This is a genomic window from Clostridium arbusti SL206 (assembly GCF_000246895.1).
In the GTDB taxonomy this organism is placed as follows: Bacteria; Bacillota; Clostridia; order Clostridiales; family Clostridiaceae; genus Clostridium_I; species Clostridium_I arbusti.
The window spans coordinates 14439-28089 of the sequence record NZ_BAEV01000048.1 but is presented as its reverse complement, the minus strand read 5'-3'; the positions used below and the strand labels follow the sequence as shown (position 1 = coordinate 28089).

General features: G+C 28.7%; 15 protein-coding genes. 6 read left to right on the top strand and 9 right to left on the bottom strand.

Annotation, left to right across the window (positions count from 1 at the left end):
* Positions 1-12 precede the first annotated feature (12 nt).
* Both RH99_RS10155 and RH99_RS10150 read right to left on the bottom strand, forming a co-directional pair.
* Positions 13-699: a FadR/GntR family transcriptional regulator gene (locus RH99_RS10155; protein WP_010237375.1), complete on the bottom strand. Its 687-nt coding sequence runs from the start codon at positions 697-699 to the stop codon at positions 13-15.
* Between the two features lie 548 nt (positions 700-1247).
* A complete protein-coding gene (locus RH99_RS10150) occupies positions 1248-1706 on the bottom strand; it encodes a C40 family peptidase (protein WP_010237372.1) in 459 nt (152 codons plus the stop codon).
* A gap of 198 nt (positions 1707-1904) precedes the next feature.
* On the opposite strand from RH99_RS10150, the gene RH99_RS10145 reads away from it, so the two are divergent.
* From RH99_RS10145 to RH99_RS10135, 3 genes are all read left to right on the top strand, one after another.
* Positions 1905-2210, top strand: coding sequence for a hypothetical protein (locus tag RH99_RS10145; protein WP_081504388.1), 306 nt, complete (start codon positions 1905-1907; stop codon positions 2208-2210).
* Positions 2211-2305: 95 nt separating this feature from the next.
* Complete coding sequence (locus tag RH99_RS10140) at positions 2306-2848, top strand: CDP-alcohol phosphatidyltransferase family protein (protein ID WP_010237367.1); 543 nt, start codon at positions 2306-2308, stop codon at positions 2846-2848.
* 95 nt (positions 2849-2943) lie between these two features.
* Entirely contained in the window at positions 2944-3927 is a 984-nt protein-coding gene (locus tag RH99_RS10135) for a Gfo/Idh/MocA family protein (protein WP_010237365.1), read from the top strand.
* Positions 3928-4148: 221 nt separating this feature from the next.
* On the opposite strand, the gene RH99_RS10130 is transcribed toward RH99_RS10135, so the two are convergent.
* Genes RH99_RS10130 through RH99_RS10110 form a run of 5 tightly spaced genes read right to left on the bottom strand, consistent with a single transcriptional unit; the run spans position 4149 to position 8572 of the window.
* Entirely contained in the window at positions 4149-5600 is a 1452-nt protein-coding gene (locus RH99_RS10130) for a HAMP domain-containing sensor histidine kinase (RefSeq protein WP_010237363.1), read from the bottom strand.
* A 34-nt stretch (positions 5601-5634) separates the two neighbouring features.
* Positions 5635-6330, bottom strand: a complete 696-nt coding sequence (locus tag RH99_RS10125; RefSeq protein WP_010237362.1) for a response regulator transcription factor — start codon at positions 6328-6330, stop codon at positions 5635-5637.
* A 33-nt stretch (positions 6331-6363) separates the two neighbouring features.
* Positions 6364-7149 (bottom strand): lantibiotic immunity ABC transporter MutG family permease subunit, encoded by a 786-nt coding sequence (locus RH99_RS10120; protein ID WP_010237361.1) that lies wholly within the window; start codon positions 7147-7149, stop codon positions 6364-6366.
* On the bottom strand, positions 7149-7877 hold the full coding sequence (locus RH99_RS10115; protein WP_010237360.1) for a lantibiotic immunity ABC transporter MutE/EpiE family permease subunit: 729 nt from the start codon (positions 7875-7877) through the stop codon (positions 7149-7151). The genes RH99_RS10120 and RH99_RS10115 overlap by 1 nt, the downstream gene beginning before the upstream one ends.
* Entirely contained in the window at positions 7874-8572 is a 699-nt protein-coding gene (locus tag RH99_RS10110; RefSeq protein ID WP_010237359.1) for a lantibiotic protection ABC transporter ATP-binding protein, read from the bottom strand. The genes RH99_RS10115 and RH99_RS10110 overlap by 4 nt, the downstream gene beginning before the upstream one ends.
* A 352-nt stretch (positions 8573-8924) precedes the next feature.
* On the opposite strand from RH99_RS10110, the gene RH99_RS10105 reads away from it, so the two are divergent.
* A complete protein-coding gene (locus RH99_RS10105; protein WP_010237357.1) occupies positions 8925-9950 on the top strand; it encodes an aldo/keto reductase in 1026 nt (341 codons plus the stop codon).
* A 306-nt stretch (positions 9951-10256) separates the two neighbouring features.
* On the opposite strand, the gene RH99_RS10100 is transcribed toward RH99_RS10105, so the two are convergent.
* Positions 10257-10586 carry a winged helix-turn-helix transcriptional regulator gene (locus RH99_RS10100; RefSeq protein ID WP_010237355.1) on the bottom strand — a complete coding sequence of 110 codons (330 nt, stop codon included), beginning with the start codon at positions 10584-10586 and terminating at the stop codon, positions 10257-10259.
* 125 nt (positions 10587-10711) lie between these two features.
* Between RH99_RS10100 and RH99_RS10095 the strand changes: the two genes are divergently transcribed.
* Positions 10712-11365, top strand: a complete 654-nt coding sequence (locus RH99_RS10095; protein WP_010237354.1) for a flavodoxin family protein — start codon at positions 10712-10714, stop codon at positions 11363-11365.
* A gap of 47 nt (positions 11366-11412) precedes the next feature.
* Positions 11413-11931: a nitroreductase family protein gene (locus RH99_RS10090; protein WP_010237353.1), complete on the top strand. Its 519-nt coding sequence runs from the start codon at positions 11413-11415 to the stop codon at positions 11929-11931.
* A gap of 1014 nt (positions 11932-12945) precedes the next feature.
* Here RH99_RS10090 and RH99_RS10085 read toward each other — a convergent pair.
* Complete coding sequence (locus RH99_RS10085; RefSeq protein WP_010237352.1) at positions 12946-13578, bottom strand: DUF1643 domain-containing protein; 633 nt, start codon at positions 13576-13578, stop codon at positions 12946-12948.
* Between the last annotated feature and the right edge of the window lie 73 nt (positions 13579-13651).

Genomic DNA, 13651 nt, shown 5'->3' with positions numbered 1-13651 from the left:
CAATAAAAATGCCTATTCTTCTGTAATTCCAAAACCCCTCATGGCATGAATTATATGTAGTTTCATTGCTGTCTTTGCTCCTTCTGCATCTCGTTTTGATAGAAATTCCATAATCATTCTATGATCATTTAAAGTATTCATTAGCATCTCTTCATTTGCATCTGATAAAATAACTCCCTTATCAATGGCCTGATACAAAATAGGTATTAATCTATTCATAAATTCATTATGAGTTGCTTTTGCTATTGATTTGTGAAATGCCTGCTCAACCTCTGTTCTATCCTCCTTTTTTAAAATTTGTTCTTCCTCTAATTTTCCATAGTGTATAATACGCTCCATTTCCTTATCAGTAGCACGTTTTGAAGCATAGTATGCAATTTCAGGTTCAAAAATCAAACGTATTTCATACAAGTCCTTTACATCCAATTTAAAAGTTGAAAACTCCTTTAATCCAAACTTCTCATTTAATTCACCATTATTTTTAACATAAGTTCCCTTTCCCCTTTTAATTTCCAATACATCATGAGCTACTAAAATACGAATAGCCTCTCTTAAAGTGGTACGGCTAACTTTTAATTCCGCAGAAAGTTGATTTTCATTAGGCAACTTATCTCCAAGTGCAAATTTTTTATCTATAGTAATCATGGCAAGAATATCATCTGCTACATTTTCTGATAAACTTTTTCTTTTTTTTGTCATAGCGTAGTCTCCCTTTTTAAAAGTATCAATAAATCTCACTTAGTTAAAATTTATACTGCCACTAAGTTTAGATAAATTATCCATAGATATATCACTATTATCTATATCTAGGAGTATTACAGTGGCTAGTTATCGAATAATTTAATCATATATTAAAAGACATCATTTTTCAACAATGATGTCTGATGTCTTGAAATTATATATTCACTTTTTAAAGTCAGCATCTTCTTTTCCCCTTTTCAGCCTCTTAATATAATTCACTTCATTACTTCTCATGAAATTTTCTGCTATCTGATAGTTTTCGTAAAAGCTTTTACACCTTATATAAAATATATAAAAATACTTTTTCTCACATTAATTATAAAATTTTAACTATAAGATAATGAATAAACAAAAAATTTCTGTCTATAATTATAAAAGAAATGAAAAAATTTTTTCATAGTCTCCTTAAGTTTTATTTTTAGAGTTTACCAACTTGAAAGCGGTACATCATTTATAGGTGTACCGTTTTTCTAATACCTAGGCATATGAAAATAAATAGTAGCTATTTATTTGACATGGCTTAATCTCTTTGCACCATAATAATCTGGCATATAACTAAGTGCTGTTATTTTTACACTTTCTCCCTCTTTGGGTGCATTTATAAAATTCCCTTTTCCAATATATATTCCTACATGATATATACTTTCATCTGTCTTTCCAAAGAAAACTAAATCTCCTGGCTGTAAACTGTTCTTATTTACCGGCTTACCATAGTTATATTGTTCTGCTGCATTATGTGGTAAACTTATACCAAAGTGAGCATATACATACTTTGTAAATCCCGAGCAATCAAATCCCCTGGGACTCTCCCCACCCCAAGAATATTTGACATTTTTAAATTTTTCAGAATAACTCACAATAACTTGTCCATTTTTAACATCTTTAGTATTAGAAATAACAACAGTAATTGTAATGAATATGAACAACAATACTAAAATAAATATCCAAACTTTTTTCTTTCTCATTTCATTGTCTCCATTAAATAATTTCTCTTATAAATGATTTATTATTTAATGTATATTCTATATGATGATAATTATTTATAGAAATACAATATGATTCAATGTATAATTCAATCATACTAGTAAATCAAGAAGGATGATTCTATAATTCACTGATAGAACTACTGATATTAAATAAATTGGAGGAGTGAAGTGAGTAAAATGGATATTATTAATACAGTATATTTATATCTTATCATGAGCGCTTTATGTATTTTCATTGGACTTATGTTAAAGAGCAATACTATACTTAAATTTACAAAACTTTTTACTAAAACAATATTGAAGGAACAGGAATATATTAGAATATATAAATTCATTTGTATATTTACAGGTATTTATTTTGGAATTGTAAGTTATATGCTATTTAAAACAAATGATTACAGAATGATTTTAATATCTATGCCACTACTATTTATTTTTATAGAACTTCAACTTTGGAACAACAAAAAACATTTAGTAAGATAAAATTAGGTTTATTTTATTATTTATAGTAAGAAATCTTACATCATAATATTCTAAAATTGCTAAATAAAGATTTTTAATATTTGGGAGATACTAAAATGAAAGCAATACCAAATTGTATATCCTTTAGTAGAATAATTTTTTCTTTGATTTTGATTTTTGTTAAACCATTAAGTGCAGCCTTTTACGCAACATATATTATTTGTGGATTCAGTGATATTATGGATGGATTTATTGCAAGAAAAACAGGGACAACAAGCATACTTGGCGCAAAGCTTGATTCCATAGCTGACATGATAATGTCAGGTGCTTTATTACTTGTGCTTTATCCAATCGTAAATCCTACAACCAAAATCAACATTTGGATTATTTCAATTGCTATTATCAGATTAACATCCATGGGTGTAGCCCTGAAAAGATATAAAACCTTTGCAAGTATTCACACTTACGGAAATAAAATCACTGGCATAGTCTTATTCATATTTCCAATATTCCTTCCCTATATTCATACAACTGTACTTGTATATATAATTTGTATTGTAGCAAGCATATCAGCAATTGAGGAATTGATTATCCAGCTGACATCAAGTGAACTGCAAGTAAACAGGAAAAGTATATTCGCAATAAGTAAAAACATATAATTGTTTTATGTTTACATTACTACAAACAATACTATACAATATAAATATAACCTTAAAACTAGTTAATTAACTTACCACAAAAGGGGGATTACATTGTGAAAATAGGTACTATAGGAACAGGTTCAATTGTAGAGACTTTTTTAGATGCTGTAAAGGAAGTAGACAATGTTCAATGTACAGCTGTTTATTCCAGAAAAAGAGAAACAGGAGAGGCTCTTGCAAACAAATATGATGTAAAACAAGTATACACAGATTATGATTCTTTACTAAAAGATGAAAACGTAAACTTTATTTATATAGCATCACCAAACAGTATGCATTATGAATATGCTTTAAAAGCATTACAAAGTAGTAAAAATGTAATTTGCGAAAAACCCTTCACATCAACTATAGAAGAAGCAAAAACATTAATAAATTTAGCAAAAGAAAAAAATTTATTTTTATTTGAAGCAATTACTACATTGCATCTGCCAAACTACATTAAGATTAAAGAAAAAATAGGTTCTTTAGGACAATTAAAAATAGTTCAATGTAATTATTCTCAATACTCAAGTAGATATGATAAACTCTTAGCAGGTGAAGTTACAAATATATTTAGTCCAGCCTTTTCTGGCGGTTCTCTAGCAGATATTAATATTTATAATTTACATTTTGTAACTGGATTATTTGGCAAAGCAAAAGAGGTAAAATATATAGCTAACATTGCTGAAAACGGAATTGACACTTCAGGAATTGCTATTTTAAAATATGATGATTTTATATGTGAGTGTACTGGGGCTAAGGATTCTAAGAGTCCAAGTTTTGCTATTATTCAAGGAACAAAAGGATACATAAAGTTAAATGGTTCTGCCAATCAATGTATTTCATTTGAAGTTGGAATTGATAATAAAATTGAAACTTATAATGAGCAAAAATTTTCAAATAGAATGGTTTATGAGTTAATAGACTTTGAAGATACATTTAGCAATAATGATTTAGAAAAATCTCATAAATTATTAGAACATTCCTTAAGTGTTATAGAAACCGCAGTGACGGCAAGAAAAGATGCTGGAATTGTGTTTGCAGCAGATAATAAATAATTTTTAAAATGTAATAAAAGTATTAATATAAACTTTAAATAAAATGATAAATCAACTGGATATAGTCATTTTTATATTAAATGACTATATCTATACTTATTTGACTGGCATTCTACTTCTACTAATAAATTATAAAAAATTTTTCAAAGTAATCTTTTGTAATTTACTACATTTTCCTATGTCAAGTTAACATTACATCATCTTCAATAAGTAATATAAATTTAAAACAATCTCAAAATAAACTCTATACATGCACCACCCTGTTCCAAATTAAATGCCTTTATACTACCTTCATGTAACTCTGCCAGTTTCCTTGCAATATAAAGCCCAAGTCCTGCATTACCATTTTTTGAACTGCGGGATTGATCCCCTCTATAAAATTTATTAAAAATATTAGATAAATCTTTACTGCTAAATCCCTTTCCCGTATCCTTTACTGTAAACTTGATACTTTTATCATTTATATATGCATTAATAGCTATTTCTCCATATTCAGGTGTATAGTGAATACTATTTAATACGATATTATCCAATATTCTCTCAAGTTTTGATATATCAAGAGAGCAAGACCTTTTATAATTATATTCACAACTTACATTTACTATAAAAGTTATTCTTTTCTCTTTACCAATCATCTCATAACTTTCTTTTTTTATACTCATAAAAGAATCAATATCCACTGAATTAATACAAAGTTCTGTATCAATATCTTCCAGTTCTGCAGCATAAAGCATTTCTTTTATAAGTCTAGATCCTTTATTTGTATTTTCTTTTATTACATTTAAATATCTAATTAATTTTTGTTTATCAATATAATTATCTTCTAAAAGTGATTCAGTATATCCCTTTATAATAGAAATGGGGGTTTTTAAGTCATGGGCCAGTGCCTCCACCATTTCATGCCTTTCCTGTTCTATTTTCCACTGAGATATCAAAGACTTTTTAAGTTCAGATTTCATTTCACTAAAAGCTCCACATAGTCTTCCAATTTCATTATCGGCATTATAATCTATATTAAAATCAAGATCCTTATTTTTAACATTTTTAGATGCCTGTATAAGCATATTAACAGGCTTTCCTATGTTTTTTTCAAATTTTTTGGAAAATAGTAGTGCAAATATTGTTATATAAATAAATGGTGAAAATATAATTACAACAAATAATGGTGTTATCCATATTTTATCTTCTGTATTTACATAATAATTTTTCAACATATATGATAGAGAGACGGCCCCTCTTATTTTACCCTCAGAATCTAATATAGGAATAATTTTAGTATATTTTTTATTGATTCCTATATTAGTATTAATTTTAGTATTAATTTTTTCATATAATTCTTCTCTATTATTTATTATCTTTTCATTATCTGTTCCATATATCTTGTTACCATTTTCATCCATAACCTGATATTCAATACCTTGTACTGGAATAGCCTTATTAAGAGATTGTTTTTCTTCACTATTTAGAATTACTATACCTTTTTTTCTGAGATAATTTTCAATATGAGGAATTTTCCCTTCATAGTAATTAGCCGGATATAATTTTTTATATTCAAGTATTCCATAAATACTAGTACCTACAAAATAAGTAACAGTTGTTGCAATAAGACTCAATACAATAATCAGTATAAAACTTATTATAAATTGTGTTTTCAAAGGCTTTTTCTCTAACATTCAATCCTCCTGAAATATTACACCACTAATATTATTATTTAATTTTATCCCAGCGATATCCTATACCCCATATTGTAGAAATATATTGAGTATTTGGATCAATAACATTAAACTTTGCCCTGATTTTCTTCACATGTTCTGTTATGTTAGAAGAATCTCCTTCTGCATCATAGCCCCAAATTTTTTCGTAAATCTGTTCTTTAGAAAATACCTGTCCTGAATGAAGCGACAATAATTCAATTATATCAAATTCCCTTTTTGTAAGGATCACAGGTATATTATTGATTTGAATCTGGCGACCTTTTAAATCTACTGTGAGGTTCTTAAAATTAAGTAAAATCCTTTTCTCAGCTTCATTAAGAAAGATGGCTCTTTTTTCTCGTCTTAAGTGAGCGTCAATTCTTGCCATTAACTCCTTGAGACTGAAGGGTTTTACTATATAATCATCTCCCCCTAATGCAAGTCCTTTAACCTTATCCATCTCAGATTGTTTTGCACTTAAAAATATTATTGGACATTGAACCCCATCTCTTATATTTCTACAAACCTCATATCCATCCATGTCAGGCATCATTATATCAAGTATAATAAGTTCAGGCTGTTCTTTTGACTTCTCTATACCTTCCTCTCCATTATGTGCAGTGAAAATATTATGACCTTTATCTTCTAAGGAATCCTTTAAAAGTATTACAAGATCTTCTTCATCGTCTATTATAAGAATTTTACTCATATAATCATCACCTTTTTTATCAGTAAAATTATTTTATTCATATACTTTTCTGCCTTCCCATTTGTTAAACCATAGTAGGCCTGCAATTAATAATCCTACAAAAGATATCATTACAGGTATTATACCTTTTATTGTTTCATGGATGATATAATTCTTAGAATAATTTATAGCTATACTTGGTAAATAATACATTTGAATTATAGACAAACGTTCAGGCCATGCCCATATAATAAATTGCCATACTTTATCTCCAACTATAGCTATAATCGCTGATATAACTATTCCAATTCCTCCAAATCCAATTGATGCCCCAATACCATACGCTAGACTTAACCATAAATTAAAAGCTAATAATGGCAGTGTAGCTATTTCTGTCATTAGTGCAGCTCTAATAAAAATTGACCATGAAACTGGTATATTCATAAATACATTTAATCCAAATATAAGAACAAATGTTGCAATTATAATACTTGATGTTGTTAGTAAAATAAGTATTATAAGTTTGCCAATATATATACTAGAACGTGATAATTTACTACCTAAAAATCCATTAAATTTTCCAGCTAATTCTTCTTCATATACGATAAATCCCGAAATCAATCCTACACCAAAAGGTATAATCATTGTTGTCCAAACCTCAAAGAACATTGCAAATATATCTATCTGCGTATTCACATTAATTTTTTTTAAGGAGAAATACCATATAATAGCTATTGTATATATAATTGGGGCTAAAAAAACAAGCCATCTTATAGGTGTACGTTTAGTTTTAAGGCATTCTGCAGATAATATTTGTATGAATGTGATAGCTTTCATCATCATCTTACCTCTCTTTTATTAAACCATAATGCTGTTATGCAAGTAAATATTAATAAACTTATAATAGACATAATTATTCCAACTGGTATTACCGAATTATCAAGTAAAGGGTCACCAATTTTCAATGGTAATGCGTTCGGACCCACTCCCATAAGTGGACACATTAGCCGTGTAGGATAACTCCATGGGACATATACCCAATATGATTTAGTAGCTACTATAACACCTATAATAAGGCCTAAAAACCCAAGTGACATACTTGCAAAAATACCTTTACAGGTAGCTGCCCATAATTGAATAGGTACTATGGTAAGAGAGGTTAACCATATAATAGATCCAGCAGTAAAGATTTTTATCAGTGGAATGTTTTCCTTGGATACAATAGGAAATATTATAATAGTTAAAATTATAAGAAAAAGAGTGGCTAATAATGTATGAATACACATTACAATAATTTTACCTATCCATATACGTGCTGGTGATATATTATGAACTAATAAATTTCTATAGTTTCCTGCTTTTTTCTCCTGTATGGCTACTAAACTTGAGAATAAAGCTATTAAAATCGGTATAAATATTGCTGGCCATAAATTATATACTTGATTAACAAAGAACTGCCATGGGGATATTAATGCTATCATTATAGTAAACAGTGGTGCAAATATGATTAATTTTCTAGTAAATGTTCTTTTATATTTAACATATTCTGATTGTATTATATTTATCATTTTTTTGACTCCTTTACAACCTTCATAAATAAGGCTTCAAGATCTTCTTCATGACTTATAGCTCCTTGATACTTAAGTTCTCCATCACTTATTATACCAATATGATCTACTACTTGAGAAACTTCAGTTAATACATGACTCGATAATATTACTGTAATACCTTTTTTGGGAAAAGAACGGATTAATTCACGTAATTCTTGAATTGCTATTGGGTCAAGTCCATTTGTTGGTTCATCTAATATAAGTAATTTGGGATTGCCAAGAAGTGCAATTGCCATTCCAAGTCTTTGCTTCATTCCCATAGAAAACTGTGATGTAAGTTTCTTACCAGTATTTTTAAGATCAACTGTTTCAAGCACCTCATTAACCCTATCTTTTGATAAACCCATTAATTTTGTGTGAACTGTAAGATTTTCAGTTGCAGTAAGATTTCCATATAAGGCGGGGTCTTCGATTAGAGCACCTATATCTTCAAGATGTTTTCGCTTCCATCTTTCTCCATCAATCAATATTTCACCATCAGTAGCATGAAGAAGTCCTGTTATCATCTTCAACGTGGTAGATTTACCTGCACCATTTGGTCCTAAAAGTCCATAGATAGTACCCATTTTTACTTTTAAAGAAACTTTGTTTACCGCTATATATTTTTTAAAATACTTGCTCAAATTTTTTGTTTGTAAAATATATCTTTCCATTACATTCATCCCTTCATAAATTTATTAATTCACTTTACAATTAACAATTTATCAGGAGATTATAAAGATTCTATAAAGTTTATAGTTAAATTTCTAAGGTATCTCAATTGTACTCCGAAAATATCTAATATTTTTAAATAAATTTTTAATAAATATTATTCCTTATCATAATTTAGCGCTTAGCATCTTCAATAATGTATAAATCTATATTTATATTACTAACTACTGGATTATACTGTATAATTAAATGTAGAATTTCTATAATGAACTACTATTATTCTATATTTATGTATCTTAAAAATGATAAGTTAATATTTTAATGCTTTATATAAAAATACGCGGAGGTATTATTGTGAATAAAATAAGATTAGGAAGAACAAATTTAATGGTAGCAAGAAGCGGTTTTGGTGCTCTACCAATACAAAGAGTTTCCTTTGAAGAAGCTAAAAAGATTCTACGTAAAGCTTATGACAATGGAATAAATTTTTTTGATACTGCAAGAATGTATTCCGATAGCGAAGAAAAAATAGGTTACTCTCTTGCAGATATAAGAAAAAACATCATAATAGCCACTAAAAGTCATGCAAAGGATAGAAAAACTTTACTAAGTCATCTTGAGACAAGCTTAAAAAATTTAAAAACAGATTATATAGACATTCTTCAGTTACATAACCCTGCTGAACTCCCTAACCCTGAGGATCCAGAAGGACTCTATGCCGGTCTTCTAGAAGCTAAGAAACGAGGTATGATTCGCTTTATAGGAATTACAAATCATAGAATAAAAAATGCTATGGATGTCGCAGCTTCTGGGCTATATGATACCATACAGTTTCCTTTAAGTTCTTTATCTGCTGACAATGATTTAAAACTCATAAAGGAATGCGAAAAAAGGGATATTGGAGTCATTGCAATGAAGGCCCTTTCTGGTGGGCTTATAACTAATGCTGCATCTACCTTTGCATTCTTAAGACAGTTTGATAATCTTGTTCCAATATGGGGTATACAAAAAGAATCTGAATTAGATGAATTTATTGCCCTTGAAAAAAATCCACCAGTACTTGATGAAGCCATGTGGTCTATTATTAAGAAAGATCGTTCCGAGTTAGCTGGAGATTTCTGCCGCGGATGCGGATATTGTCTTCCATGTCCTGCTGGAATTGATATTCCTACCTCTGCAAGAATAACTCTACTCCTAGGAAGATCTCCCTACAAAGGTTTTTTAGAAGATACTTTTAAAGAAAAGATGGAGCTAATAAATAATTGCATAGAATGTGGTCACTGTAAAAATCATTGTCCATATAAACTAGATACCCCAAATCTTTTAAAAAGAGAGCTTAAAAACTATAATGAATTTTATGCTGAACATAAAAATGATTAAGAGGTGTTTAATTTGGATACTATGAAATCATTTGTAACCTTTGCATTATAGACATTAACTTTAATTTTGTAGAATACTTCCTTTAATATCATTATTCTACAAATAAACTTAATTTCCTTCAAAATGTAGAAGTTCAAGTGCTGAAAAATAAACTCATCATAAAATAAAACGCTCTAACTTTAATTAAGATTTTAGAGCGTTTATAAATATTACATTTTCACCTTTAAACTTAAGATATTCTTCATAAAATAGATATTAGTTTTAAAATATAAGAATATCTTGAAATAATATTTAATTTACAAAAATTCACTTATTTTTAATATGTTTCTCACCCCACTGGAACATAAGGTTGAGTATTGGAATTAATGTTTTTCCTTCTTCGGTCAAGGAATATTCAACTTTAGGTGGAATTTCATTATACTGTTCTCTGTGAATCAGATTGCTGTTTTCTAATTCTTTTAGTTGTTTACTTAATGTTTTGTGAGCAATTGGTTGTAATATATCTTTCAATTTATTATACCGTATTATCTCTGCTTCATATATTTCCCATAATATAACCCATTTCCATTTTCCTTCAAGTATAGATATTGTATAGTACATTGGACAATTTCCATATTTACTCTCAAAATCTTTCATATAATGCTCCTTTACTTACCTTTTGGTTAGTATATAACAAATAAGTGCATACTTATTTACTTTTTTATAATGATATATAATTTATACCATAAAGTCAATTACATGTACAAATGGAGGTATAATTTATGAAAATATTAGCTATTAACGGGAGTCCTAGAAAAAATAAAAATACAGCTACTCTTCTTAATAAAGCACTTGAAGGAGCAGCATCACATGGGGCTGATACAGAACTTATTCACCTCTATGATTACAATTATAAAGGCTGTGTAAGTTGTTTTGCTTGTAAAATAAAAAATGGTAAAAGCTATGGCAAATGTGGCTTTAACGACGATTTAACACCAATTCTTGAAAAAGCTGCAAAAGCTGATGCAATTATTCTCGGTTCTCCAATTTATTTTCAAGGAGTTACAGGAGCTATGAGGTCATTTTTAGAGAGGCTCATGTTCCCATACTCAAAGTATGATGAAAACTACTCTAGTATTTTTGGTAAGAAAATACCAACTGGTTTTATTTATACTATGAATGTGACCAATGACCAGATGAAAGAATTTAGATATAAGGAAAATCTTAAATTTGTAGAAGAGGACATGGAGAGAATCTTTGGTACATTTGAATCACTAGCTGTTAATGACACATATCAATTTAATGATTATTCAAAATATGTTGTAACAGCATTTGATGAAAAGAAAAAAGCAAAAGTTAAAGAAGAACAATTCCCCAACGACTGTCAAAATGCTTTTAATATGGGGGTACAATTTGCTCACCAAGCTAGTATATAAAAAATACTATATTGTATTATATAATAGCCTACAGAGGAGGTATTTCTATGAATTTTATAGAATTGGCAAAAAAAAGATATTCTTTAAGAAATTTTAATGTTAAAAAAGTTGAACAAGAAAAATTAGATTTAATTTTACAAGCTGGGCAATTAGCACCTACTGCTGTAAATTATCAACCTCAAAGAATTTTAGTAATTGAAAGTAATGAGGCACTTGCTAAACTAAAAGATTGTACAATTTATCACTTCAATGCACCTATGGCTTTACTTGTATGTGCTAACAAAGTTGAATCATGGAAGAGTACGTATGATGGAAAGGTCCATACTGATATTGATGCAAGTATTGTTGCTACACATATGATGTTACAAGCTGCAGAACTCGGATTGGGTACAACATGGGTTGGTAATTTTGATCCAATCGCTATTCGTAAAGCTTTTAATATACCATCAAACATTGAGCCAGTATGTATTCTACCAATAGGCTATCCAAGTAAAGATGCAAAACCTAATCCTAATCATACAAAAAGAAAAAATATTGCACAAACTGTTTTATATAATTATTTTTAATTTGATTAACAAAACTAGTGCTATTTAAGTATTGATGTATTTTATATTCATAAATGCTTATACTTCAAAATCTTCTTAAAGAGGACTTACTTTAGAAGTAAGTCCTGCTTTATTAAATCTAATCAACCACATTATCTAGCATCACACTATCTTAATCTAAACTTATAGTGTGACACTAAAAAGCCTTCGCCACTTATGGCACGGTTCATCATATCACGTTCTAAACTTTAATAAATTTTACTCAATTTCTAACCACTTTGCTCTCGGAATCAACTTCCCATTATAGACATAATAATCCATTTTCTATTAATTCCTTTAATAAATTATAATTCTACATATAGTTATATTATCCTGCATAATTTGTAGAAAGAATCAACAAAATCCGAGATGTTGCTCTCGGATTTTCATTTACATTTTGAAAATCAAATTACTATTTGTCTACAGATTATTAACCTAACTGGTATATGGATAATTGCTCAATCCAATACAAACAAACATACAGAATTAAATTCTCTTATTCAAACTTTTAAATACTCTATTTTAATGATATAATTTATAAAAATGCCAATCCTTGTTGTTATACCTATCGCATGGACCATTTCAATGGAGATTCATGGTAAACTGAGCGATAATACTACGTATAAGTTGTTATTTGATGGAGGTAAACTTATGAAATCTTTGTTGGTAATGTATTATTTGTTGGTAGCGAGTGATTGTGGAGTCTCCAAAGTGATACCCTATGCATATTTATTGTGTATTAACAACGTTCTGGATGTAGCACCCAGAAGGTTCAAATCCTTCAGACTCCACCACTTCCAATAAATTCAACCATTGATATTGTTCAATGGTTTTTTCTTAATGTTTTACAAATCGCTACTTGTTTCAGCATATAATCAAATGTCTACTTTCATTGTATCTACTTAGTTCACAATTAAGCACTTACTATTATTAGCTTAATATGGATAATGGTAAGTTTATGTTTGTTCCTATTGTTAAAAACAATTTGATCATCTTTCATTTTAATTTGACACAAATCTTATTTCCTATGCCAATATTACAATCTACTAAATCGATAAGATTATTCCTCGATGGATGCCTAGGTTGTCCCTTTTGGGTTAAAATTCTTTCCCAGGTTCCAGTTTTAAATACAAATAATCTTTTACTAATGAGATAAGATAAAAACTCTGTTATCTGTGAGCATCTACTTAGGTATTTTTTCTCATTCATACCTTCTGACGGATTGCCCCACGCTAAAATTATATTGTCCACCTTAACTATCTGCTCATATATAGTTGATAATTTTTTTTTCATTATGTTATTAAATTCATCTTTACCCAGCTTGTATATAATTTCTTCTAAAGTTGTAGCTAGCATATCTGATTGGCTCTTATAAACTTGATAAATATTAACTACTTTTAAAGTAGCAAATAACATTTTTTCGTTTAGTAATTTTAAAATCTTATTAATCGTGTCATCAGATTCATTAGAGTTAGCTATACTTGGATTCATCATAATGCATAAAACTTGATTATGATTATTACTTTCTTTATATTTTACTTCTAGTAAAAATCTTAAATAAGTATCTCCATACAAATACTTTTCTTTACAAAATGGTGTTCCAATAATAAACGTTGGATATTTCTTCATAATTATCCCCCCCTTGCAGCAAAGGTTGTTCATTTCCATTTCAGCTTTTGTTGATAAAATTATAATACCTTCA